Here is a 22,110-nt window from a genome sequence, read left to right on the forward strand (position 1 = left end):
TATCGTGTCTCTGTCTTCGGAATACATCGAAGACAGGAAAGGAAGACAGCATGAGTATGCCGGAAGTGATTTCGACGGGTGCATTGGTGGGGATGGCGATCATCCTGCTGGTGCTGCTGCAACAGTATTTGAAGCTGAGCGACCTGTGGAAAATGGTCGAGCACTACCAGAAGGATCTGCGCTGGGCGCAGATCTGGGAATCCGAAAACCGCGAGCTGCGCTCGGCGTTGCGCGCAGAGCGAGAGCACGTCGCGCAGTTGCAGCGACAGCTTGAGCTGTTGCGCGCGCTGATCCCGATTGCCGAGTGATCCGCTGTATTGATCTTCAGGAGATGGCATTCATGCCGATAAAACCCAGGCCCTTCACGTTTGTGTGTGAAGACTGCAATTGGAAGAAAACCGTGGCACCGCGCAGTGATGCGTTGGCGGCTGGGGAGTGGTTCAGCGCTTGCCCCAAGTGCGGTGGTACGGCGTTGAAGATGCGGGCGGCGGGGTGGTTGGAGGCGGCTGCGGCAGAATTGATGGCGCGCCATAGACGTTGAGTCCCCTGGCCGCATGAAAACGGCGGCTGCGTTCCGTCATGGCTATATGGCACTATCTGCCGATATCCTCACAGGTCGCAGCCGCAAACGCCGTCATTGACGATGGCGCCCCAAGGAGTTTCAGGTTTATGGATCAGGCAGAGCTGTACATCGATGCACTCGAGGCCGAGTGCAAACGTCTCCAGCAGCAACAAGCGCAGACGGTGCCACCCAAGCCGAGCATCGCGGCCTGGGGTTTGGTCAAGGCCGGCAAAAGCTCGCTGCTCAACATGTTGAGCGGCCATGCCCAGGAAGAGTATTTCGCCACCGGCGCAGTGCGGACCACCCGCACCAACCAGCAGCTTGAGCTGGAGCACTATGTGCTGATCGACACACCAGGCCTTGGCATCGAGCAAAGCGACAGCCAACAGGCCATGGAAGGGCTCGACGTCGCCGATGTCGTGATGTTTGTCCATGCGCCGCCGGGTGAACTGGACGAAGAGGAAATCGACCTGCTGCTCAAGTTGCATGACGTCCATGGCGATGCCCTTGAGCAGCGGCTGGTGATGGTGCTCAGCCTGCTGGACAAAGACCAGGACGGCGCGATGGCGCAAGTGCGCGAGCGCATTGAAAGCCAGGTGCTGCGCTGCCTGGGGTTCCAGCCGACGTGCGTTGAAGTCTCCAGTCGCCGCTACCAGCGCGGTGTTGAATTGGGACGCCAGGGAATGCAGGAAAAGAGTGGCGTGCCGGCCTTGGTGTTGCAGCTCGAGCAGATGACGAGTGCATTGGGCCCGCAACTGGCAGCCAGCCGGCACAAGCGTCTGGTGCAACGCCGGGAGGAACTGAGCGCCGCGCTCGATCGGGCCCTGGAGCAGGAACAGGCCAAGGTCCAGGCGCTCTGCGCACCCTACGCCAAAACCGCCAATGCCTTCATCACCCTGATGTCCAGCATCCAAAGCCAATTCTCGATCAAGACCGCCGAGCTCCGCACGGCCCGCGAGAAGTTGAGCAGCCTTTAAGTCAAGGAGACTTGCAATGCCTTTACCCTGGTTGATTGGTGTCGCTGCAGTGGCTGCCGTCACCGCGATCGTCAAGAGCGTGTCGGATGACAGCCCCTCTTCAAGTTCATCCAGCTCCTCAGGTTCTGGAGAGGCCGAGCGCCGCAGGCTGGATCTTGCCGCCAAGCGCGAGCGCGAGGAGACCAACCTGAAGAAACGGATCTCCGATTTGGAAAAAGATCGCCGCGATCAATTGAAGGTTCAGCTCAACAGCGTCGCCCCGACCCTGGAACAGCCGGTCAAGGCGATGGCGCCTGGCAGGACGGCCACCCAGTTGGAGCAGATCATCGCCGGCACTCAGTCTTCGACCTCTGCTTATGGCGAATCGATGAAAATCATTCTGGGTGCGGATTCGTCGTTCTCGGCGGTGAGATCCAAGCGTTTTCTGACGCTGCTCAATGTCCTTGAAGGCCTGACCGCGCCGCTGGCCGTCCAGGCGCAGGAGCAACAGGCGCAAACTCAGCTCAAGCAATCGGCCGCCCGAATCAAGCGTTTGCAGCAATTGAAAACCAGCGTGGAGCGGTTGACATGAATGCTGTGACTCGTGACGACTTGATGGTGGCATTCGAACGACTGCAGGCCCAGTTCGAGCAGCAAAAGAGCGACATCCATGCCAAGGATCGTGCGTTCAACCTGCTGCGCGAAACGTTCATCGCCAGCAACCTTGAGCACACCCGGGCGCTGCTCGAGTCCGTGGGCAGCGACAACCCCTTGCACGCGTTGGCGCAAGGTCTGTCGGAGCGTCTCGCGGACCAGTTCACGGTGTGGCAGAAACAGGTCAAGGCTCGGGCCAAAGGCGCTCAGTTTCGCGAAAACGTCAATGACTCCCTGTTGGTGTTCGTCTACGGCAAGGTCAAGTCCGGCAAGAGTTCGCTGGGCAACTATGTCGCCTGGGGCCATAGCGAGCCGACAGCGTCGATGAAGGCGCAGGCGAAGGTTCAGCCGGTGTACTTCTCTGCCGAGCAGACGGCGGTGGAGGGGGGGGACAAGCACAAGGAAGCCGAGCAGAACCTGCAGTTTCGCGTGGGCGCCACCGAAGCGACCAGTTCGATTCAGGGGTTTCGCCTGCCTGGCCTGACCTGGGTCGACTCGCCGGGCCTGCACTCGGTCAACCGGGCCAATGGCGATCTGGCGCGGGAGTATGTCGAGCACGCCGATCTGATTCTCTACACCATGAGTTCCCAGGCCCCGGGCCGGGCGTCCGACATGGGCGAAATCGGCGAGTTGTTGGCCGACAAGAAGTCATTGATGGTGCTGCTGACCAACAGCGACACCACTGAGGAAGACGAGGACGACGACGGCAACCTGATTCACGAAGTCGTGATGAAACCGCTGCGTGACCAGCAGACCCAGCGCGAATACGTGAGCGGGGAGCTGCTGAGGCTGGACGACGATGCGCTGAAGTACACGCGTGTTTTGCCACTGTCGACGCGGTTCGCCGAAACCCACCCGAGTGAGCTGGCGGCCAGCGGTGTGGGCGACCTGTTCCAGACGCTCAAGGTCATCTGCGACAGTGATGCGCTGCAGCTCAAGTTGGCAACGCCGATGAAAAACCTGCGCAACGCCATCAAGGATACGGCAGCGGACCTGGCGCTGTTGTCCGACCTGGCCAAGGGCTTCGATCAGCAGATTCGCGAGCAGGGCAAGGCCATTGAACAGGAGGTGCGCAACCTCGGCCTGGCAGGCGCCGCGCAGATGAGTCGCTACGTCAACCAACTGTTCGATGCCGGCTACAACGACAAGCTGGAGGGCAAGCTGCGTAACCAGTTGTCACGAGTTCTCGGTGATCTGGCCGACGACGCCCTGAGGGCCATTGGCAAGACACAGCAGGCCGGCTTGCGTCGCGCCTTTGACGCCAGCGGCTTGAGCGCCTTGCCTGAATACCGCGAAGTGACGGAGGCCAAGGAATACATGGCCGGGACTGAGTCGGGCACCAAGACGGCCTGGGGTGCGGGTGGATCACTGTTGGGAGGCGCGGTCGGCTTTTTTTTCGGGGGCGTGCCTGGCGCGATTCTCGGCGCATCCATTGGCAGTGCTTCCAGCATGGCCGGTCGCAGCGCCAAGGCACGTTACGAAACCCATCAAGTGGTGGTGGGCGACAACCTGGAGGAGCAGCGCCAAGCCGCCCTCGATGCCTATGCCAATGCCGTCCCCACGTTGCTCGCCGAGCACGTCATGGGCCTGTACGAACCGGTACGCGCCGGCATGCAACGCTACTGCGAAGGACTCGTTACCGAGAGCAACCGCTTGAACGAACGACTCGATTACCTCGTTGAGACTCAACAGTCATGACTCAGCAACCTCCGATGTCCCACGTCCTGTCGCTCTACGACGACGTGGACGAACTGTGCGCCCTCTACAACCCCCAGGCCGTGCCGGCCATCCGCAAGATGGTCGCGGCCAGAAAAGCCAGCGCTGCGGCGACCATCATGGTCTACGGCGTGTACAACGCCGGCAAAAGCACCCTGATCAATGCGTTGCTCGGATCCGAGCAGGCGACGGTCGCCGACACGCCGGAAACCTACAAGATCCAGGGGTATCGCTGGGGTGACTTCGAGATCCTCGATACGCCGGGCATCGACGCCCCACAGGCCCATGAGCAGGTCACCCGCGAGCAGTTGTATGGCGCGGACGTGGTGATCTTCGTGGTCAACCCGCTGGGCGTCGTCGAAGAAGAAGCCACGCTGTCGGCGTTGCTCGAATTGGTCGAGCGCAACAAGCAGATCTTCCTGGTGCTGAACCGCAAAAACCCTTTGGAGCCACTGGAAGCCGAGCGGATCAAGGACCAGTTGCGTGAACGCCTCCAGCAAATGGCCCAGGCACGCGGTTTGCCGCAGGTGTTGCAGGCCATTCCGATTCTCGAGGTCAACGCCCGCTCAGCGCTCAAGGCCAAACTCGAGCACAAGGAAAACCTGTTGCAGAACTCGGGGTTTCCCAAGTTCGAAAGCGAGCTCAACCGCTTCTTTGCGTCGATCGAACAGCGCCAGATCGTTTCCGGTGTCGCCACTGACCTGAGCGGTTTTTTGAACGAAACCGTGGCATTGCTCGATCAACAATCCGACCAGGCGTCCGGCGCTCGCATCGACGCGTTCTATGCGCAGATTGCCCGGCGGGAGATCGACCTTCGCTCGCTGCTCAAAGCCTCGGTACAAGCCAGGGCGGCCGCTGTGGCCAAGGGCGCAGTGATGGCGATGAACCAGGACCCCGAAAACGCCCAGAGCAAAATCGACGGCCTCATCCGGCGCGCCAACGAACAGGTGTGTGGCGAACTGGATGATGAGCTCAAACGCCTGGCACTGGATGCGGCGCAATTGCTCGAAGAGATGCTCGAGTACATACAGGTCCAGCAGCCTGCCGGCTCCCGCGCCGACGCCTTGAACATTCCCGACGCCGGCGAGGGTGCGCCATCCGAAGTGCCAGGCAGTGCGGTCGACATGAGCCTGCTCGAAGCCGGGGTACGCCAGGCGGGCGGTGCGCTGAAGACCGAACACGTGGTCACCGTCATGAAGCTGGGCAAGGAATGGCTGCCGGCGCTGTTCAAGGGCATTGGCCCGGTGACCATGGGCAAAGTCGCCGAGCAGGTCGTTGGCAAGGTCCTGCCTGCTATCGGTGTCGTTTATCAGGTCGGCAAAATGCTTTACACCGCTTTCGCGGGCGACCCGGAGCAGCAGCGCCTGGAAGAGCAAGCCCGCCAGGAGCAGCAGGCGCGCGAGCGTCGCGACCAGGCGATCAAAAGCCTGGGCGACGACATTGCGTGGGAGTTCTCCCGGGCGTTGACCGAGGTGGTGGAAACCAACATCAAACACAACTTTGCCCAGGTCAACGACAGGCTCAAGGTGCTGCGCGGCAGCCTGAGCCAGACCGAACGCAAACTCAGCGAAGACCGCGAGCTGCTGGTGCAGTGCCAGGTCGCCCTGGACACCTATGTCTGACACCCGGCGGCCATTTCCCTGCAACCGCTGCATGCAGTGCTGCAAGCGCGTCAATCTGCTGCTGCAGACCGCAGGGATGGACCGCGGGGACGGGGTGTGCCGGCACCTGGACGAAGTCGAAGGTGGCTGTCGCATCTACGCCAGCCGCCCGGACATCTGCCGCATCGACCGGCAATACGAACTGATTTATCAACGAACGATGACCTGGGAAGCGTTCGTGGACGTAAACGTGGCGGCATGCAAGCAGCTGCAGACAATCTGAAGTGTTGACCTATTGAATCGTTAAGGAGGCTGTAATGGTGGAAGTAGCTGATCGGCAACAGGACGCAATCGAAGACGTCATTCGTGATGCGGTGCGCGGTGCCGGCAAGGTCAATATCGTCGTCGCCGGCAAGACCGGTGTGGGCAAAAGCACCCTGATCAACACCGTGTTTCGCGGGCAACTGGCGAAGACCGGTTCGGGTACGCCCGTAACGCAACAGATCGAGGAGATCACCAAGGAAGGTCACCCGATCACGATCATCGACAGCAAAGGTCTGGAGTTGAAAGACTACACGACCATTCTCAAGGACCTGGAAGACTTCCTGGCAGAGCGCGCTGGGCATCACGACGAGAACAAGCACATCCACGCCGCCTGGATTTGCATTCAGGAAGGTGGGGATCGGGTTGAACAGGCGGAGATCGATCTCTGCCGCGTGTTGATCGATCAGTCCATTCCAGTGGTGGCCGTTGTCACCAAAAGCATGTTCGCCAAGGACGTCGACTTCCACCTCAAGGTCAAGGAAATGCTTCCCGGTGCCTCGGCCGTCGTCCGCGTACGCGCAGAAGCTCAAGAGATCGAAGACGACGAAGGCAACGTGTTCAAATTCGGCATCAAAGGTGTTGACGAACTGATCACCGAGTCCGCGAAGTTGGTCCCCGAAGCAAAAAAGCGCGCATTCGCCAATGCATTGAGTTCGCGTCACCAAGCTTCCATGAAAATCAAAATCGAGCAGGCTGAAAAGGAAGTATTGGTCGCCAGCGGCCTGGCAGCGGCGGCCGGCGCAACGCCCATCCCGTTCTCCGACTCGTTCGTATTGGTCCCGATCCAGGTCGGCATGCTGGCCAAGATCGGCGTGACCTTCGGCATGGAAGTCAGCGCCAGCGCACTGACCACCCTGGTGGTCTCCGCCCTGGGCTCCAGCGCAGCCAGCCTGGTCGGACGAGCGCTCGTCACCGGCCTGCTGAAAATGGTTCCAGGCGTGGGCAGCGCCGTCGGCGGCACCATCGCAGCGACCACAGCGGCGACACTGACGAAAGGATTGGGCGCAGCTTACATCTCGGTGTTGACAGACTTCTGCAATAACAATCCGGGCAAGGAGCTGAACATTGCTTTGATTGGAGAGGAGTTGAAGAAGAAGCTCTCGTTCAATTAAGGGCCTGATCGACCTGCCGGCAGAGACTGGTAGGTTGAGAGCCGTGCTTGTCAGTCGCCCAACAAGTGCGGCCATCGCTTCCCCTCAAGAAGCCCCGAAATCTCGGGGCTTTCTCATTGACTGTTAGCGGCCGGTCTTCAGCGGCGGCCAACGACTCAACACCTTCTGCACATCATCGATCACCGCCTTGCTCATCGACGTCAAATGATGCGCCGCCCAGGCGTGACGGTCGCTGTCCCTGGAGTAAGCGGCATCGACGGTCAAAAGCCTGGCCAGGAAGAGCAGGTCTGAGACTTGTTCCAGGGCGTCTGCTACGGGTACGCCGCGATTTACTCGGAAGAGGGGTTCGTTGTTGCAGTAGTGGAAAGGGGTTAGGCCGATGGTGGTTAGGGGGTCGTCGGTGTTTTCGGGGGGTGAGGATGGATTGGTTTCAGGTGAATCGGGTGCTTGCTTGTGCATAGATAAAACTCCAAGTCAGAGAAACGGAGCCATCACACTCGCTACCAAACGAAGGGTGGCGGCCATACGCGGGTTGGTAGACCGGAGACTTGGAAACCGGCGCGCCCGAAAGCGCCCCACGCATGACCACCTCTGAAGACTCAAGCCAAGGCTTGGATCAGGTGATGCTATGCACGCAAGCCAGCCGGGCTACCAAACCCGATCGCTGTTTTTCAGCGACTGGGAAACGATAGGGCTCGGGTGAAATGTGGGCAAGCCGGCGGATTCTGGAGTGGGTGTAGGGGATGGCGCAAGGGGTTGTGGCTTTCGGGAAGTGTTTGAGGGGGCGGTTAAACATTGGTGTTTATGCGTTGGCGGGTAATTCGAGATCTATTGAAAATTTGCTGCGGACACGTAACTTTTGCGCCTGTAACCTTGGCGCGAGTGACTAGCACATCTGCATCTGCTGAACACTTGGTATTCGCTACATTTGAGAAACAAAGAAAGGCGCCGATCGACGTATTTGGATGACGAATCTTGAGCATGGGGTTTCACATCATGCTGACGAGGCTGGTGCCTGCGAGCAATGAGCGCATTGTGCGCACTGCTTGAAGATGGCCAACATGGAAGAGAAGTGAATATGGCGATTCCGGATTTTCAAAGCGTGATGCGCCCCGTGCTGAGCACAGTGCAGAACGGTACGCCGCTGCCGCTCAATGAGTTGCGCGAGCGAGTAGCCGATCAGTTTCAATTGGGCGAAGAGGAGCGGAAGGTGCGTCTGCCCTCGGGCCATCAGACGGTGATCAACAACCGCGTGGGTTGGGCCCGCACCTATTTGAACAAGGCTGGGCTCCTGACAATCCCTGCCAAGGGCATGGTGCAAATCACACCACGCGGCCTCGACGCGTTGGCGACTGGTCCGGAGCGCATCACGGTGAGCTGGTTGAAGCGGTTTCCTGAGTTTGCGGACTTCCATACCGCCAAATCGCAATCCGTTGACGAACCCGCCGGTTTGAACGTTGAGGTTGCCGCAACCACCCCGGATGAGCAGTTGGCCGAGGCGCATCAGGCGTTGGTGCAATCCCTCGCAGACGAACTGCTGGCGCAAGTCAGGGCAGCCTCGCCCAGCTTCTTTGAACAGTTGGTGGTCGATCTGATGATCGCCATGGGTTACGGCGGCTCACGCAAAGAAGCCGGTAAGGCGACCCAGGCGACCAATGATGGCGGCGTCGACGGCATCATCAAAGAGGACAAGCTCGGCCTCGACGTGATCTACCTTCAGGCGAAGCGTTGGGCCAACACGGTGCATCGTCCGGAGATCGATAAGTTCATCGGCGCACTGACTCGCCAGCGTGCACGCAAGGGCGTGTTTATCACCACTTCAGATTTCTCCGATGGTGCACGTACGGCAGCGCTTGGGTTGGATATCAAGGTGGTATTGATTGACGGTGTGGAGCTGGCGCGGTTGATGGTAGAGAACAACCTGGGCGTGAGCGTCAAGCAGGTTTACGAGGTGAAGCAGCTGGACAGTGATTACTTTGCTGGGGAGTGAGTGGTAATGCTTCCAGCCCACATGCCTTCGGTTTGTTTTGTAGTGGCTTGCCCGGAGGCAGGCTTAATCCCAGCCGCAAAAAAAGACGTCCGTGGACGTCTTTAGATGATGAAATGGTGGAGCCGGGGGGATTTGAACCCCCGTCCGCCAGTACTCCGCTGTCGGTACTACATGCGTAGCCGTGTCTATTAAGTTAACCCTCAGCGACCCGACGGGCAGGGTGCTTTGGGCGAGTTGTGTAAGTTTTAGCCGCTTCGTCCACAACGTACTGCACGGCGATTCTGTTCTATATGACAATCACTTTGGGTTTACAGACATCCCCTGGTGATTGCTGGACCCGAAGGTACCAGAAGCTCAGGGCTAAGGCTGCTTACGCAGCGAGAGCGTATTCCTGGCCGTAGGTTTCGTCATTGGCAACTATAAGAAGTTGCAACAGTGGATTTACGAGTTCTGTTACCAACTCGGCATGCACCTAAAGTTTCGCAACCGGCGTCGAATCCTAAACGGCCCCGAGCCTGATGCTCGGTGAATCATGTGAGCAACAGGCCTGTGCAGTGTACGCCAAAGCGGCCCGGAAGGCCAACCCGAAGGTTGGCCTGCGCGCCAGGTCAGCTGCTTTTGCCGTCTTTGTTGGTTTTCTGCAGTTCGGTGAGGGTCTGCTCGGTCTCGGTGATGCATTGCTTGATGCTGGTGTCATCACCTTTGTTCAGCAACGCCTTGGCTTTGTTGAGCGAGACTTCAATCTGCCCCTGCATGTCCGGCTTGACCTGTGCCTTGTTGTTCTCGATGGTTTTGATATTGGTTTCACACAGATTATCCGTCTTGCTCGCCGCAAACGAAGTGGACGCCATCATGGAAGCTGTAACGAACAGACCTAACAGTACAGAACGTTTCATGTGTATCTCCTTGAACTGAGGGTCCAGGCATTTGCTGGCCGTCAGCACGGGCTGCCGAGTTTGGGTATGGCCCGGCAATGTCCGGGCTTATTCGATGGACTACAGCAGCGCGTCAGGGTTCTATTTTTCTTCAGATGGCCCTCGCCCGGGTGACGCGATCCACGAGGTAGACCAGGCCGTGGTAGTCGATGCCGCCGTGTTGGGTCAGGCCGATTTCGCAGGTGCGGCTGGTGGAAATCCCTTCGCTGCAGGTCTGCACGGCGTCCTTGAGTGTGCGCAGCGAGTGGGCGTTCAGTTCCGGTGTGGTGAAGCCCTTGTCGCCGGCAAACCCGCAGCAATGAATCCCTTCGGGAATCACCACGTTTTTGCTGCATTGGCGGGCCAGGTCGATCAGCGCCTGGCTTTCGCCCAGGTGTTGGGTGCTGCAGGTGACGTGGACCGCGATCGGGGCTTCCTGGGGCATGAATTCGAGCCGGTCCATCAGGTGCGTACGGATGAAGCGCACCGGGTCGTACAGGTCGAGTCGGACATCGCCCAGGTCCTGGACCAGGCGCAGGGTGCAGGGGCTGGTGTCGCAGTAGATCGGATCGAGGCCGCCACGGCTGGCGTGCAGCAGGGCGCCCAGCATTTCCTGGCGCTTGTGTTCGGCCTGCTCGGCATAGCCTTTTGAGGCGAACGGCTGGCCGCAGCACAGGCTGTCGAGGTTGTCCGGAAGGACGACCTGGTAGCCGGCTTTTTCCAGCAGGCCACGGGTCTTTTCGTACAGCGACGTTTGCTCTTTGTCACCGGCCGCGGGCCCCATCACTCGCGAGACGCAAGCCGCCAGGTACACCACGCGCGGACGGGCGTCCGATACGCTCGGGCTGAAGCGAATGGCTTTCTCCGGCTGCGGCATGGCGTTGGTCCATTGAGGGACCTGGCCCTTGGACACCTTCGTCAGGGTCGCCGACAGTTTGGCCAGGCGTGGCGCCCCCAGCAGCATGCGCGCGCCGTTGGCCACGTGCAGGGTGAAGCGTGCGCCTTGCAGGGCGGTGGCGAAATTGCCTTCAAACCAGTTGGCGGTTTTCGTATGGGTGGCTGTACGGCCGCGCAGCTTTTTCACCAGGTCGCCGGTGTTGATGCCGACCGGGCAACGCTGGGCGCACAACCCGGTGGCGGCGCAGGTCTCGAGGCCGTGGTACTCATACGCGGCTTCCAGTTCGCGGGTGTCCACGCCGGCACGCTTTTTCGCCTGGATGTCACGCCAGATCACGATGCGCTGGCGCGGGCTCAGGGTCAGGCCTTTGGAGGGGCACACCGGTTCGCAGAATCCGCACTCGATGCACTTGTCGACGATCTCGTCGGCGGCTGGCAGCGGTTTCAGGTGCTTGAGGTGAATCTGCGAATCTTCGCTGAGCACCACGTCCGGGTTGAGAATGCCGTGGGGGTCTAGAAGGCGTTTGAGTTGCCACATCAACTGATAGGCGTCGCTGCCCCATTCCAGTTCGACGAAGGGCGCCATGTTGCGGCCGGTGCCGTGCTCGGCCTTCAGCGAGCCGCCAAACTCCACGGCGACCAATTGCGCGACGTCATCCATGAACGCCTGGTAGCGTGCGACTTCTTCCGGGTTGTTGAAGCCTTGGGTGAAGACGAAATGCAGATTGCCTTCCAGGGCGTGTCCGAAAAGGATTGCTTCGTCGTAGTGATGTTTGTCGAACAGCTCGATCAGGCGGTTCACGCCAATCGCCAGTTGTTCCACCGGGAAGGTCACGTCCTCGATGATCACTGTCGTGCCGGTTTTACGCACGGCGCCAACGGCGGGGAAGGTGTCCTTGCGGATGGCCCAGAGGCGGGCGTTTTCCACCGGGTTCTCGGTGAAGTCGACCTGTTTCTCCACTGGGAACGAGACCAGCGACGCCATGATCTGCGCCAGTTGTTCGTGCAGCAGGGTGGAGGATGCGGCGCGGGATTCGATCAACAGCGCGCAGGCATTGTCGGACAGGTGTTGTACGAAATCCGGCATGCCGGGCTTGTTCTGCACCGAGCGCAGGCTGCGCCGGTCGAGCAGTTCCACGGCCGACACCGGCTGGCTCTTCAACACGCTGACGGCGTTGCAGCAGGTCTCCACATCGGGGAACACGATCAGCGCCGAGGCTTTGTTCGGGTGGTCGATCACGGTGTCGTAGGTGACCGCGCTGATGAAGCCCAGCGTGCCTTCCGAGCCCACCAGCAGGTGGCTCAAGATATCCACAGGCTCGTCGAAATCCACCAGGGCATTGAGTGACAGGCCGGTGGTATTTTTCAGGCGATACTTGTGGCGGATCTTCGCGGCCAGCTCGCTGTTGGCGCGGGTTTCGCGGCCCAGCTGCGCCAGGCGATCCAGCAGTGCGCCGTGGCTTTGGCGAAACACCGCGACACTCGCCGCATCTTCGGTGTCGAGTCGGCTGCCGTCGGCCAGCACCAGGCGAATCCCGGCCAGCGTGTGGTAGGTGTTTTGCGCCGTGCCGCAGCACATGCCGCTGGCATTGTTGGCGACGATGCCGCCGATCTTGCAGGCGTTGATCGAGGCTGGGTCCGGGCCGATCTTGCGTCCGAACGGTGCCAGCCATGCGTTGGCCTGGGCGCCGATCACGCCCGGCTGCAGGCGGATTTGCGTGCCCTGGCCACGAATCTCGCGGCCGTTCCAGTTATCCCCCAGCACGATCAGCACCGAGCCGCTGATGGCCTGGCCGGACAGGCTGGTGCCGGCGGCGCGGAACGTCACCGGGACCTGATCCCGTTGTGCCAGCTTGAGCAGGGCAATCACCTCGTCCTCGGATTCGACGCGGATCACCAGTTTCGGAATCAACCGATAGAAACTGGCGTCGGTGCCGAAGGCCAATGTCGACAGCGGGTCGTCGAAACGGCGCTCTGGGGGGATCAGTTGCTGCGCATCTCGCAGGAAAGCGGCCGGTAGACTCATTGGTCCTCCAGAATCAAAACCACCAGGTCTTTCGGACCGTGGGCCCCATAAGCCAGGACTTGTTCGATGTCGGCGGTCTTCGACGGGCCGGACACCAGCAGCGCGTTGGTCGGCATGCCCTGGGCCCAGTTGAACTCCTGCTGCACCTGATAGAAGTTGTCGCGGATTTCACTGGCCTTGAGCAGGGCGAAATGCACCGAAGGCGCCAGGCTCATCAAGCGCGGCTCTTCCCGCGTCGGCCAGAGAATCAGGCTGCCTGTCGCCGCGATGGCCCCGAGCGTGCCGGTCAGGCTGGCCGGAGTGTCGTTGAACAACTCGGCTTTCCATTCCTCCACCGGACGGTCGTAGGATTTGAGTGCCGGCAACCCCGGATTGTTCGCCCAGTGCTGAGTGAGCTGTTGACCGTGAGCAGTCGTCGGCGCGATCAGCAGACTCGGCAACTGGCGCTCGCCGAGCAATTGCGCGAGCAACGCCGGCCAGCCTTCGCCCGAGGTCAGATGGATTTCCGTGTGCACCGCTTCCATCAGTTTGCGCAGTTGCGCAATGCGCTGTTCCGGCGCGTAGGTGTAGGGCGCAGTCACCAGTTCGACATCGAAGTTGTCGGGCACGGGTGTGGTGCCGGTCAGGCTTTTGCGCAATTTGCCGAGGATGTTTTGCTTGGCGCTCATCAGCGGTCTCCCTGTTTGCCCAGGTGTTCGCGGGCCATGTCGTGCAGTGAGCGGGCAGCGGGTTTCGGCGCGCTGTGGTTTTGCGTCCAGGGGCCGACGTTGCTCGGTGCGAGCGCACGCAGGCGCGTGGCGAGAAAGCCGAACAGACGGTACAGCGTCGGCGAGCTGTTGAGCCGCGCCCAGGCGTTCCAGATCAGGCGTTCCTTGCGCGAATACTTGCTGCCCTGGCCGCGCATGATCTGATGCGGGCTGTCCGGCGCCTTGACGTTCTCTTCCCGCAGGCGGCGCAGCAACGCGGGGATCGGGATCTTGACCGGGCACACCTCACCGCAGGCCCCGCACAGCGACGAGGCGCTGGGATGGTTCGGCACTTTCGCCAGGCCGACCATGTGCGGCGTGATGATTTTTCCGATAGGGCCGGGGTACACCTCCCCATAGGCGTGGCCGCCGATTCGGGTGTAGACCGGGCAATGATTCATGCAGGCGCCGCAGCGGATGCAATTCAGGGTCTGGCGTAACTCGCTGTCGGCAAAGGCCTGGCTGCGACCGTTGTCCAGCAACACCAGGTGCACTTCCTGCGGGCCGTCGAGCTCGTGTTCCTTGCGCGGGCCGGAGATCATGTTGACGTAGGTGGTGATCGGGATGCCCAGTGCGGAGCGGGTCAGCAACGACAGCAGCGGCACCACATCGCGCAGGTTTTCCACGACTTTCTCGATGCCGGTGACGGCGATGTGCACCGGCGGCACGGTGGTGGTCATGCGCCCGTTGCCTTCGTTTTCCACCAGCAGCAGGGTGCCGGTTTCGGCGACGGCGAAGTTGACACCGGAGACGCCAATGTCCGCTTCGAAGAATTTCTGCCGCAACACTTTGCGACCGATCTGAATGAGTTGGTCGACGTCCTTGGTGTATTCCACGCCAAGTTTGTCGTGGAACAAGGACGCGACCTGACCGGCATTCTTGTGGATCGCCGGCATAATGATGTGTGAAGGCTTCTCGTGGTCGAGCTGAACGATGTATTCCCCCATGTCCGACTCCAGGCATTCAATGCCTTGAGCTTCGAGGACATGGTTCATTTCCATCTCTTCGCTGACCATCGATTTGCCCTTGATCACTTGCCGCCCCTCGTGAGCGCGGATGATCGAGAGGACGATGTCATTGGCTTCGTCCACCGTTTCCGCCCAGTGCACTGTCACACCGTTGCGGGTCAGGTTCTGTTCAAGCTGTTCGAGCAGGTCGGGCAGCTTGGATAACGCACGGGCGCGGACCGCATTGCCCAGCGCACGCAAATGTTCCCTTTCGTGGGCATCGCCGAAAGACGCTGCCCGTTTTGTCATCAGAGAATCCATCGCCTTGCGAAAGTTGTTTCGCAGCTGCGGGTCACCCAGTGCCTTGTGCGCACGGGTGTGGAAATCTTCTTCTACGGCAACCGTAGGAATGATCGTGGAAGCGTTCATTGGCCGCCTCCGGTTCGTTGCCAGAGGAAACTGGCCAGGTGTTGGCCGCGCAACGCTTCCTGCTGTTTTTCCAGAGAGCCGTTGATGTTCATCAGGCATCCGCAGTCGGCACTGAGTACCTGATGCGCACCGGATTCCTTCAACGCGCGGGTCTTGTCAGCCACCATCGCTCCGGAAATATCCGGCATACGGACGCTGAAAGTCCCACCGAAGCCACAGCATTCGCTTTCACGCGTGTGGTCGACCCGCTCCACGTTGCCCAGTTGCGCCAACAGCTCGCGACCGTGCAGGTGGGTATTCATTTCCCGGCGCGCCGAGCACGACGTGTGCAGGGCCACCTTGACCGGGGCGCCATTGTCCTTGAGCTGCACCTTGCAGACAAACAACAGGAACTCGGCCAGCTCGTAGGTCCGGGCCGCCAGGGCCTGAACCTGTTTCAACGTGTGCGGCTCGTCCTTGAACAGGTCGGCGTAGTGTTCACGAATCATCCCCGCACAGGAACCCGACGGCACCACCACCGGATAGTCACCGGCAAACAATGCCAGTTGCGCACGCGCCACGGTCCGGGCCTGTTCGGTGTAACCCGAGGTGTAGGCCGGCTGTCCGCAGCAGCTCTGCCCTTGCGGGTACTCGACGCGAATACCTTCGCGCTCCAGCAGGTGGATCGCATCCATCCCGGCTTCCGGGTAGAACAGATCCACCACGCAGGTTCCGAACAGATAAACCCGGGACGGTTTTTCGCCGGGATACTGTCGAGGCTCGGGCAGGGGCGGGGCGACGCGGGTCGCGTTCGGCACGGCGTTGTAAAAAAGCTCGCTCATCAGGCGTGTCTCCGGGTGGGCCCGGTTATCCGTCCGCTGAGGCTGCTGAATATAGCGCGTGTTGCTTTCAGCAGCCTTACGGACCCGGTTGTGAATAGCTGACGCCGCAGGGGTGGTGCGGCGCCGGTACTTGCGTTGGGGCGTGGGTGACTCAGTGCACCAGCATGCCGGTGAACCAGTAGGCTTGAGCCAGGGTGATCAGGCCGACGATGGTGGCGAAGAACAGACTGTGCTTGAGGGTGAAGCGGAACAGATCCGATTCCTTGCCCACCAGGCCTGTCGCGGCGCAGGCCACGGCGATCGATTGTGGCGAGATCATCTTGCCGGTCACGCCGCCGCTGGTGTTTGCCGCGACCAGCAAGGTGTCATTGACGCCGATCTGATGTGCGGTGGTGGCTTGCAGCGAACTGAACAGCGCGTTCGACGACGTATCGGAACCGGTCAGGAACACGCCCAGCCAGCCGAGGAACGGCGAGAAGAACGGGAAGGCTGCGCCGGTGCCGGCCAGTACCAGGGCCATAGTCGAAGACATGCCCGAATAGTTGGTGACGAAGGCGAATGCCAGCACCATGCCGATGGACAGGATCGGCCAGCGCAGTTCGAAAAAGGTCTCTTTCAAAGTGGTCAGACCAGTTTTGACATTGATCTTCAGTACCAGCATCGAAATCAGTGCCGAGAAGAAAATCGCCGTGCCGGTCGCGGAGATCGGGTCAAGCTTGAACACCGCCGGAATGGCCGTCGGCGCAGCCACGATCGGTGCGGTCTTGATCACCAGTTGATCGAGGTGCGGGATGGCGAAGTTGAACACCCAGCTGTACATCGAGCCGCCGGCGGCAAACATCGCCTTGAACGGCTTCAGGGTCCAGATGGTGACCAGTACGGTGAGGATCAGGAACGGCGACCAGGCCTTGAAGATTTCACCCAGGCTGTAAGGCGACGCTTGCGTGGTGCGCGGTTGACCGAAACCACCGGCGCTGGCAGCAACGACCGAGGCGGAAACGGCGCCGGCCACGTGTTGGCCGGCGGCGCGTTTAGGCTGCCAGACTTTCAGGAACAGGGTCAGGGAAATCAGGCTGGCCAGGGCCGAGGTGATGTCCGGCAGTTCCGGGCCGATGAAGTTCGACGTGAAGTATTGGGTGATGGCAAAGCTCAAGCCCGCCACCAGCGCTGCCGGCCAGGTTTCACGTACGCCACGCAGGCCGTCCATCATGAATACCAGCCAGAACGGGACGAACAGCGACAGCAGCGGCAGTTGACGGCCGGTCATGGCGCCGATCTTGAAGGCGTCGATCCCGGTCACTTGCCCGGCCACGATGATCGGGATCCCCAAAGCACCGAAGGCCACCGGCGCGGTGTTGGCGATCAGGCACAGGCCAGCGGCGTACAGCGGGTTGAAACCCAGGCCTACCAGCAGGGCGGCAGTAATCGCCACCGGTGCGCCGAAACCGGCCGCCCCTTCAAGAAAGGCACCGAAGCAGAAACCGATCAGCAACACCTGCAGGCGCTGGTCGTCGGTGATCGAAAGGACCGAACTGCGGATCACCTCGAACTGACCACTCTTGACCGTCAGCTTGTAGAGGAAAACCGCGGCCACGATGATCCACGCGATCGGCCACAGGCCGTAGGCGAAGCCATAACCGGCGGCGGCGAATGCCATGTCGACCGGCATCTGGAACGCGAAGATGGCCACCAGGATGGACAAGGCCAGCGTAATGCTGCCGGCCACGTGACCCTTGAGGCGGAACACCGCCAACGCCAGAAAGAAAAACACGATGGGGATGACGGCCGCGAGGGCGGATAGGCCGAGACTGCCGAGCGGGCTATAGAGCTGTTGCCAGGTTTGCATGTGGGGTGGCCCCTAGTTGTTGTTGGTAGGCACTGGTCAGCGTTCTTGGTTAATTGGTAATACCAATTTACAATCGCTGTTCGCTAGGGTAAAAGCCTTGCCGGTGGTGTGTCAATTTGCAGCACTTAAACTTTTGTCGAATAAGGGCTGTACTGCCTGAGTGATTCGCTCGAACAAATGCCGTCTGATACGTGCCGGCCTGGCGCCGATAGGCCAGAATAGAGAGCCCGGCGAGCCGTCGGGATCGTGGAGAATTGAGTATGGGGTTTGATCAGATTCGTCAGCGCCGTTTGTCTGACGATATTGTCGAGCGGCTTGAGGGGATGATCCTCGAGGGTACGTTGAAGGCGGGAGAGCGTTTGCCGGCCGAGCGTGCGCTGGCCGAGCAGTTCGGCGTGTCACGCCCTTCGTTGCGCGAAGCGATTCAGAAGCTGGCCGCAAAAGGCTTGCTGGTCAGTCGCCAGGGTGGCGGCAATTATGTGGTGGAGTCATTGGGCACGACGTTCAGTGATCCGCTGCTTCATTTGCTGGAAAGCAATCCCGAAGCCCAGCGCGATCTGCTGGAGTTTCGCCACACCCTGGAAGCCTCCTGCGCCTATTACGCAGCCCTGCGTGCCACCGATGTCGACCGCGAACGCCTGACGGCAGCTTTCAACGAGCTGCAGGATTGTTACTCGCGCCACGACGAGGTCAGTCGCGCCGAAGAGGGGGCGGCGGACGCCAAATTCCACCTGGCCATTGCCGAAGCCAGCCACAACGCTGTCCTGCTGCATACCATCCGTGGGCTGTTTGACCTGCTCAAGCGCAACGTGGTGACCAACATTGGCGGCATGTACAAGCAACGCACGGAAACCCGCGACATGCTGATCACCCAGCACCGAGAGTTGTACATGGCGATTATCGAGGGCAGGGCGGAGCAGGCGAGGGAAGTGTCCAGCCGACACATCCTGTATGTGCAGGAAGTGCTGGAAGAGGTGCGCCAGGAAGTGCAGCGCGTGGCCCGGGCGGAGCGGCGCAAGGGGATGTAGCCCGGCAATTTGCGGCGACAGGGCACTTGCTGCCGTCGGAACGCCGCCCGGAGCAGGCTCGCTCCCACAGAGTCACATTCAACCTGTGGGAGCGAGCCTGCTCGCGATGGCGGCTTCAGGCAAAAGGAAGATCAGTCTTCCTTGCCCTTGTTGCGCACCGCACGCTGCAGCTCGCGACCGGCGTCGCGCTCGCGTTCGGTATCACGCTTGTCGTATTCCTTCTTGCCCTTGCCCAGAGCGATCTCGCACTTGACCATGTGCTTGCTCCAGTACCAGGACAGGCACACGCAGGCATAGCCCTTTTGCTGGACGGCGGCGGACAGTTTGTCCAGCTCGCGTCGGTTGAGCAGCAATTTGCGGGTGCGGGTCGGGTCGGCAATGACGTGCGTGCTGGCGGTCATCAGCGGCGTGATGTGACTGCCGAGCAGCCAGGCTTCGCCGTCCTTGAGCAGGACGTAGCTGTCCACCAGCTGCAGCTTGCTTGCACGCAGACTTTTTACTTCCCAGCCGGCCAGGACCAGACCAGCCTCGAACTTGTGCTCGATGAAGTAATCGTGTCGCGCCTTTTTATTCTGCGCGATGGTCCCTGTAGGGTGTTTCTTCTGTTTAGCCATAGGGGCGGCATTATAGGGAGTTGCAAGCGAGTCGGCTACGGTGATGCTGCGTGCTTGAGCAGGTTGATTGAATCCCGGACAATGCGCGCTCTTTTTGCAATGCTTGGACGTGACAACGATGTCGACAGACAAGGTTTCTGTCCACGGCAGCTGGGCCAGCCGCTGGGTCTTCATTCTGGCCGCAACCGGTTCGGCCGTGGGCCTGGGCAGCATCTGGAAATTCCCGTACATGGTCGGGATCTACGGCGGCGGGGCCTTTGTGTTGATGTTCCTGGCCTGTATCGCGCTGATCGGTGTGCCGGTCATGCTCGCGGAAACCCTGATCGGCCGTCGCGCCCGGCAGAGTCCGGCCAATGCCCTGAAGGTGTTGGCGCTGGAGGCCGGGCACTCGGCGAAGTGGTCCTGGGGCGCCTTCGCCGGCATGATCACGGCCTTGCTGATTCTGTCTTTCTATAGTGTCGTTGGCGGTTGGTCGCTGGATTACATCATCAACATGGGGCGTGGCGATTTCCAGGGCGTGACGCCTGATCAGGTCGGTGCGTACTTTGGCAAGGTGATCGCCGACCCCTGGCGCCTGACACTTTGGCACACGGTGTTCATGCTGCTGTCGGCGATTGTGATCGCCAAAGGTGTGGTGGCGGGGCTTGAACGCAGTTTGCGCATAATGATGCCGCTGCTGTTCGTCATGGTCCTGGTGTTGTTGGGCTACAGCATGACCACTGGCCATTTCATGGACGGCCTGCATTTCATGTTCGACTTCCACCCGGAAAAAGTCCTCGACGGCTTGTTGCCGGCAATGGGCCATGCGTTCTTTTCGTTGAGCGTGGGGGTGGGCTCGATCATGATCTACGGCGCCTACATGCCCAAGCAATCATCGATTTCCGGCACAGTGGTCGGCGTTGCGTTGCTCGACACCTTCGTCTCCCTGGTGGCTGGTCTGGCGCTGTTCCCCATCGTCTTTGCGGCCGGGCTGAATCCCAGCGAAGGCCCGGGGCTGATGTTCGTCAGCCTGCCCTTTGCCTTCGGTAACGTAGCATTTGGCCAGCTGATGGGCGTAGTGTTCTTCGTGCTGGTGGCGATTGCTGCGTGGAGTTCGGCCATTTCGTTGCTGGAGCCCATGGTGGCTTATCTGGTTGAGCGGACTAAGGTCAGGCGCGCCTGGGTGACGTTCTGGCTGGCGTTCACTTGCTGGTTCGTTGGCCTGGGGACGGTGTTTTCGTTCAACATCTGGAAGCCAGCCAGGTTTTTCGTGAACGAAGGCGGGGCGTTCCATCTCTATCAATGGGGGGCCGTCGGCGGTCTGGATTTCTTTGGTGTGATCGATTTCTTCACCTCGCGGATCATGTTGCCACTCGGTGGCTTGTGCTTCGTGTTGTTTGCGGGTTGGGTGATGGGGCGTGAAGCGGTGCGCGACGAATTGTCGATCCGCAACCCCAGGCTGTTCACGCTGACCCTGTTTTTGATGCGCTATGTGGCGCCCATCGGCATTCTCGTAGTGTTTGCCGCCCAGCTGTGGAAGTGACGCTGACATGACGACACACATTCAACGTTCGGCTTTGCTGCCGTATCCGGCGCAAGCGCTGTATGACCTGGTCAATGACGTAGCGCGTTACCCGGAGTTTCTGCCGTGGTGTTCATCGGCCGAGGTCCTGGAAAGCACCCCCGAATTCATGCGCGCAAGCGTCGGGGTGGCCAAGGGAGGGCTCAGCCAGCATTTCGTGACCCGCAACACCCTGGTTCCCGGGCAATCGATCGAGATGAACCTCGAAGAGGGCCCGTTCACCCAGTTGCACGGTATCTGGGTGTTCAAGGCCCTGACCGACAAGGCCTGCAAGATCAGCCTGGACCTGTCGTTCGACTACGCCGGGCCGATTGTTCGCGCCACCCTGGGGCCGTTGTTCAATCAGGCGGCCAACACCCTGGTCGATGCGTTCTGCCAGCGCGCCAAGCAGATGCATGGTTGAGGCCGTGATCGAGATTGAAGTGGTGTATGCCGCAGTGGATCGCCAGGTACTTCGCAGCGTGTCGGTGCCGGTGGGCACCACGGTGCGTTCCGCGCTGTTGAGTTCAGGGCTGGGCAGCGAGTTTGCGGAATTGAATCTGGTCGATTGTCCGGTCGGAGTGTTCGGCAAGGTGATTGTTGACCCGGACACTCGCCAGGTTCAGGCGGGGGATCGTCTGGAGATTTATCGGCCGCTGGTGGCCGATCCCAAGGAGGTTCGCCGGCTTCGCGCAGCCAGGGCTGCCGAGGCGAAGGCCCGGAATGCGTGATTGACTGAAAATCAGGCAATAAAAAACCCGGAAATTCCGGGTTTTTTATTACGTCGCAAATTATTGCGGCGAGGTGTCCAGCGGTTCTGGCGTCGGGACTGGAACGGTTTCTACGCCGTCGACGTCCTTCTGGATCTGGTCCAGCAATGAACCTGGCTTGGCCGGTTTTTCCGGTTTTGTCTTCTCGACGTTCTCGGCAGGAGCGGTCACGTTAGTGCCACTGTCCTGACCCAGAATGGCTTCATCTCGGCTCACGCCTGGCATGAAGTCGCCGGAGAGGCTGACAAGTTGATCATTTGGGTTGAAGATAACGCTAATGCGTTCCTGTTGGCGTTCACCGCCACCCGGTTGCAGGCTGTACAGGTAATCCCAGCGATCGGCATGGAACGTGTCGGTCAGCAGGGGGTTGCCCATGATAAACCGTACTTGCCGTCGGGTCATTCCGGGGCGTAACTGGTCTATCATGTCCTGCGTGACGACATTGCCCTGCTGGATGTCGATTTTGTAAACCCCGGGGAATGAACAACCGGCGAGTGCGAGCAGTCCCACAAAGGTGAAACTGGTTAGCAAGAGCTTGGTGTTTTGCATCGGTGGGCGACTTCCACTATCTTGGCTGGGACAACGTAAACGCCGATCATACCCGCATTAAGAGAAGC

The 22,110-nt window shown here is 60.4% G+C and carries 21 protein-coding genes and 1 other RNA gene; 12 read left to right on the forward strand and 10 right to left on the reverse strand.

The genetic code is table 11. The features are described from left to right. The first annotated feature begins 50 nt into the window (after positions 1-50). From ACM6IM_RS28590 to ACM6IM_RS28620, 7 genes are all read left to right on the forward strand, one after another. Positions 51-308 carry a hypothetical protein gene (locus tag ACM6IM_RS28590; RefSeq protein WP_192309454.1) on the forward strand — a complete coding sequence of 86 codons (258 nt, stop codon included), beginning with the start codon at positions 51-53 and terminating at the stop codon, positions 306-308. A gap of 361 nt (positions 309-669) precedes the next feature. Next, entirely contained in the window at positions 670-1,539 is an 870-nt protein-coding gene (locus ACM6IM_RS28595; protein WP_414866950.1) for a GTPase, read from the forward strand. A gap of 16 nt (positions 1,540-1,555) precedes the next feature. Further along, positions 1,556-2,110 carry a hypothetical protein gene (locus ACM6IM_RS28600; protein ID WP_414866951.1) on the forward strand — a complete coding sequence of 185 codons (555 nt, stop codon included), beginning with the start codon at positions 1,556-1,558 and terminating at the stop codon, positions 2,108-2,110. Beyond that, positions 2,107-3,870, forward strand: coding sequence for a dynamin family protein (locus ACM6IM_RS28605; RefSeq protein ID WP_414866952.1), 1,764 nt, complete (start codon positions 2,107-2,109; stop codon positions 3,868-3,870). Before ACM6IM_RS28600 ends, ACM6IM_RS28605 begins: the two co-directional genes overlap by 4 nt. Beyond that, on the forward strand, positions 3,867-5,510 hold the full coding sequence (locus ACM6IM_RS28610; protein ID WP_414866953.1) for a GTPase: 1,644 nt from the start codon (positions 3,867-3,869) through the stop codon (positions 5,508-5,510). The genes ACM6IM_RS28605 and ACM6IM_RS28610 overlap by 4 nt, the downstream gene beginning before the upstream one ends. Next, positions 5,503-5,772: a YkgJ family cysteine cluster protein gene (locus tag ACM6IM_RS28615; RefSeq protein WP_414866954.1), complete on the forward strand. Its 270-nt coding sequence runs from the start codon at positions 5,503-5,505 to the stop codon at positions 5,770-5,772. The genes ACM6IM_RS28610 and ACM6IM_RS28615 overlap by 8 nt, the downstream gene beginning before the upstream one ends. A 34-nt stretch (positions 5,773-5,806) precedes the next feature. Then, complete coding sequence (locus tag ACM6IM_RS28620) at positions 5,807-6,925, forward strand: GTPase (protein WP_414866955.1); 1,119 nt, start codon at positions 5,807-5,809, stop codon at positions 6,923-6,925. A 123-nt stretch (positions 6,926-7,048) separates the two neighbouring features. Here the strand turns inward: ACM6IM_RS28620 and ACM6IM_RS28625 are convergent, their stop codons facing one another. Further along, a complete protein-coding gene (locus ACM6IM_RS28625) occupies positions 7,049-7,384 on the reverse strand; it encodes a DUF3077 domain-containing protein (protein ID WP_414866956.1) in 336 nt (111 codons plus the stop codon). Between the two features lie 565 nt (positions 7,385-7,949). On the opposite strand from ACM6IM_RS28625, the gene ACM6IM_RS28630 reads away from it, so the two are divergent. Further along, positions 7,950-8,915: a restriction endonuclease gene (locus ACM6IM_RS28630; protein WP_414866957.1), complete on the forward strand. Its 966-nt coding sequence runs from the start codon at positions 7,950-7,952 to the stop codon at positions 8,913-8,915. Positions 8,916-9,029: 114 nt separating this feature from the next. Here the strand turns inward: ACM6IM_RS28630 and ssrA are convergent. The 7 genes from ssrA to ACM6IM_RS28665 all read right to left on the reverse strand — a co-directional run bounded on the left by ssrA (position 9,030) and on the right by ACM6IM_RS28665 (position 17,541). Next, positions 9,030-9,426: a transfer-messenger RNA gene (gene ssrA, locus ACM6IM_RS28635) on the reverse strand. 97 nt (positions 9,427-9,523) lie between these two features. Then, positions 9,524-9,811 carry a hypothetical protein gene (locus ACM6IM_RS28640; protein ID WP_414866958.1) on the reverse strand — a complete coding sequence of 96 codons (288 nt, stop codon included), beginning with the start codon at positions 9,809-9,811 and terminating at the stop codon, positions 9,524-9,526. Between the two features lie 130 nt (positions 9,812-9,941). Beyond that, positions 9,942-12,752, reverse strand: a complete 2,811-nt coding sequence (locus ACM6IM_RS28645; protein WP_414866959.1) for an FAD-binding and (Fe-S)-binding domain-containing protein — start codon at positions 12,750-12,752, stop codon at positions 9,942-9,944. After that, positions 12,749-13,420: a LutC/YkgG family protein gene (locus ACM6IM_RS28650; protein WP_414866960.1), complete on the reverse strand. Its 672-nt coding sequence runs from the start codon at positions 13,418-13,420 to the stop codon at positions 12,749-12,751. The genes ACM6IM_RS28645 and ACM6IM_RS28650 overlap by 4 nt, the downstream gene beginning before the upstream one ends. Continuing rightward, positions 13,420-14,874 (reverse strand): LutB/LldF family L-lactate oxidation iron-sulfur protein, encoded by a 1,455-nt coding sequence (locus ACM6IM_RS28655; RefSeq protein WP_201194557.1) that lies wholly within the window; start codon positions 14,872-14,874, stop codon positions 13,420-13,422. The genes ACM6IM_RS28650 and ACM6IM_RS28655 overlap by 1 nt, the downstream gene beginning before the upstream one ends. Further along, entirely contained in the window at positions 14,871-15,695 is an 825-nt protein-coding gene (locus ACM6IM_RS28660; protein WP_192309494.1) for a (Fe-S)-binding protein, read from the reverse strand. Before ACM6IM_RS28660 ends, ACM6IM_RS28655 begins: the two co-directional genes overlap by 4 nt. 151 nt (positions 15,696-15,846) lie before the next feature. After that, positions 15,847-17,541, reverse strand: coding sequence for a lactate permease LctP family transporter (locus ACM6IM_RS28665; RefSeq protein ID WP_414866961.1), 1,695 nt, complete (start codon positions 17,539-17,541; stop codon positions 15,847-15,849). A 260-nt stretch (positions 17,542-17,801) separates the two neighbouring features. On the opposite strand from ACM6IM_RS28665, the gene ACM6IM_RS28670 reads away from it, so the two are divergent. Next, the gene (locus ACM6IM_RS28670; RefSeq protein WP_192309498.1) at positions 17,802-18,569 is read left to right on the forward strand and encodes a GntR family transcriptional regulator; all 768 of its coding nucleotides are present in this window, start codon (positions 17,802-17,804) and stop codon (positions 18,567-18,569) included. A 131-nt stretch (positions 18,570-18,700) separates the two neighbouring features. Here ACM6IM_RS28670 and smpB read toward each other — a convergent pair whose 3' ends face one another. Continuing rightward, complete coding sequence (smpB, locus tag ACM6IM_RS28675) at positions 18,701-19,183, reverse strand: SsrA-binding protein SmpB (RefSeq protein WP_192309500.1); 483 nt, start codon at positions 19,181-19,183, stop codon at positions 18,701-18,703. A gap of 118 nt (positions 19,184-19,301) precedes the next feature. Between smpB and ACM6IM_RS28680 the strand changes: the two genes are divergently transcribed. From ACM6IM_RS28680 to ACM6IM_RS28690, 3 genes are read left to right on the forward strand one after another with little or no spacing between them, the layout of a single operon-like run. Continuing rightward, positions 19,302-20,705: a sodium-dependent transporter gene (locus tag ACM6IM_RS28680; protein ID WP_414866962.1), complete on the forward strand. Its 1,404-nt coding sequence runs from the start codon at positions 19,302-19,304 to the stop codon at positions 20,703-20,705. A 7-nt stretch (positions 20,706-20,712) separates the two neighbouring features. Continuing rightward, positions 20,713-21,147 (forward strand): type II toxin-antitoxin system RatA family toxin, encoded by a 435-nt coding sequence (locus ACM6IM_RS28685; protein WP_201194562.1) that lies wholly within the window; start codon positions 20,713-20,715, stop codon positions 21,145-21,147. Continuing rightward, positions 21,140-21,454 carry an RnfH family protein gene (locus ACM6IM_RS28690; RefSeq protein ID WP_414866963.1) on the forward strand — a complete coding sequence of 105 codons (315 nt, stop codon included), beginning with the start codon at positions 21,140-21,142 and terminating at the stop codon, positions 21,452-21,454. Before ACM6IM_RS28685 ends, ACM6IM_RS28690 begins: the two co-directional genes overlap by 8 nt. Positions 21,455-21,514: 60 nt before the next feature. On the opposite strand, the gene ACM6IM_RS28695 is transcribed toward ACM6IM_RS28690, so the two are convergent. Next, positions 21,515-22,042, reverse strand: a complete 528-nt coding sequence (locus ACM6IM_RS28695) for an outer membrane protein assembly factor BamE (RefSeq protein ID WP_414866964.1) — start codon at positions 22,040-22,042, stop codon at positions 21,515-21,517. Positions 22,043-22,110 lie beyond the last annotated feature (68 nt).

Origin of the sequence: Pseudomonas sp. IT-P12 (assembly GCF_949767465.1) — a bacterium.
Taxonomy (GTDB): domain Bacteria; phylum Pseudomonadota; class Gammaproteobacteria; order Pseudomonadales; family Pseudomonadaceae; genus Aquipseudomonas.

What these genes read in the sequence shown, in the direction of transcription:
- ACM6IM_RS28590 (WP_192309454.1), top strand. Translation starts at nt 51, where the DNA reads ATGAGTATGCCGGAAGTGATTTCGACGGGTGCATTGGTGGGGATGGCG.
- ACM6IM_RS28595 (WP_414866950.1), top strand. Translation starts at nt 670, where the DNA reads ATGGATCAGGCAGAGCTGTACATCGATGCACTCGAGGCCGAGTGCAAA.
- ACM6IM_RS28600 (WP_414866951.1), top strand. Translation starts at nt 1,556, where the DNA reads ATGCCTTTACCCTGGTTGATTGGTGTCGCTGCAGTGGCTGCCGTCACC.
- ACM6IM_RS28605 (WP_414866952.1), top strand. Translation starts at nt 2,107, where the DNA reads ATGAATGCTGTGACTCGTGACGACTTGATGGTGGCATTCGAACGACTG.
- ACM6IM_RS28610 (WP_414866953.1), top strand. Translation starts at nt 3,867, where the DNA reads ATGACTCAGCAACCTCCGATGTCCCACGTCCTGTCGCTCTACGACGAC.
- ACM6IM_RS28615 (WP_414866954.1), top strand. Translation starts at nt 5,503, where the DNA reads ATGTCTGACACCCGGCGGCCATTTCCCTGCAACCGCTGCATGCAGTGC.
- ACM6IM_RS28620 (WP_414866955.1), top strand. Translation starts at nt 5,807, where the DNA reads ATGGTGGAAGTAGCTGATCGGCAACAGGACGCAATCGAAGACGTCATT.
- ACM6IM_RS28625 (WP_414866956.1), bottom strand. Translation starts at nt 7,384, where the DNA reads ATGCACAAGCAAGCACCCGATTCACCTGAAACCAATCCATCCTCACCC.
- ACM6IM_RS28630 (WP_414866957.1), top strand. Translation starts at nt 7,950, where the DNA reads ATGAGCGCATTGTGCGCACTGCTTGAAGATGGCCAACATGGAAGAGAA.
- ACM6IM_RS28640 (WP_414866958.1), bottom strand. Translation starts at nt 9,811, where the DNA reads ATGAAACGTTCTGTACTGTTAGGTCTGTTCGTTACAGCTTCCATGATG.
- ACM6IM_RS28645 (WP_414866959.1), bottom strand. Translation starts at nt 12,752, where the DNA reads ATGAGTCTACCGGCCGCTTTCCTGCGAGATGCGCAGCAACTGATCCCC.
- ACM6IM_RS28650 (WP_414866960.1), bottom strand. Translation starts at nt 13,420, where the DNA reads ATGAGCGCCAAGCAAAACATCCTCGGCAAATTGCGCAAAAGCCTGACC.
- ACM6IM_RS28655 (WP_201194557.1), bottom strand. Translation starts at nt 14,874, where the DNA reads ATGAACGCTTCCACGATCATTCCTACGGTTGCCGTAGAAGAAGATTTC.
- ACM6IM_RS28660 (WP_192309494.1), bottom strand. Translation starts at nt 15,695, where the DNA reads ATGAGCGAGCTTTTTTACAACGCCGTGCCGAACGCGACCCGCGTCGCC.
- ACM6IM_RS28665 (WP_414866961.1), bottom strand. Translation starts at nt 17,541, where the DNA reads ATGCAAACCTGGCAACAGCTCTATAGCCCGCTCGGCAGTCTCGGCCTA.
- ACM6IM_RS28670 (WP_192309498.1), top strand. Translation starts at nt 17,802, where the DNA reads ATGGGGTTTGATCAGATTCGTCAGCGCCGTTTGTCTGACGATATTGTC.
- smpB (WP_192309500.1), bottom strand. Translation starts at nt 19,183, where the DNA reads ATGGCTAAACAGAAGAAACACCCTACAGGGACCATCGCGCAGAATAAA.
- ACM6IM_RS28680 (WP_414866962.1), top strand. Translation starts at nt 19,302, where the DNA reads ATGTCGACAGACAAGGTTTCTGTCCACGGCAGCTGGGCCAGCCGCTGG.
- ACM6IM_RS28685 (WP_201194562.1), top strand. Translation starts at nt 20,713, where the DNA reads ATGACGACACACATTCAACGTTCGGCTTTGCTGCCGTATCCGGCGCAA.
- ACM6IM_RS28690 (WP_414866963.1), top strand. Translation starts at nt 21,140, where the DNA reads ATGGTTGAGGCCGTGATCGAGATTGAAGTGGTGTATGCCGCAGTGGAT.
- ACM6IM_RS28695 (WP_414866964.1), bottom strand. Translation starts at nt 22,042, where the DNA reads ATGCAAAACACCAAGCTCTTGCTAACCAGTTTCACCTTTGTGGGACTG.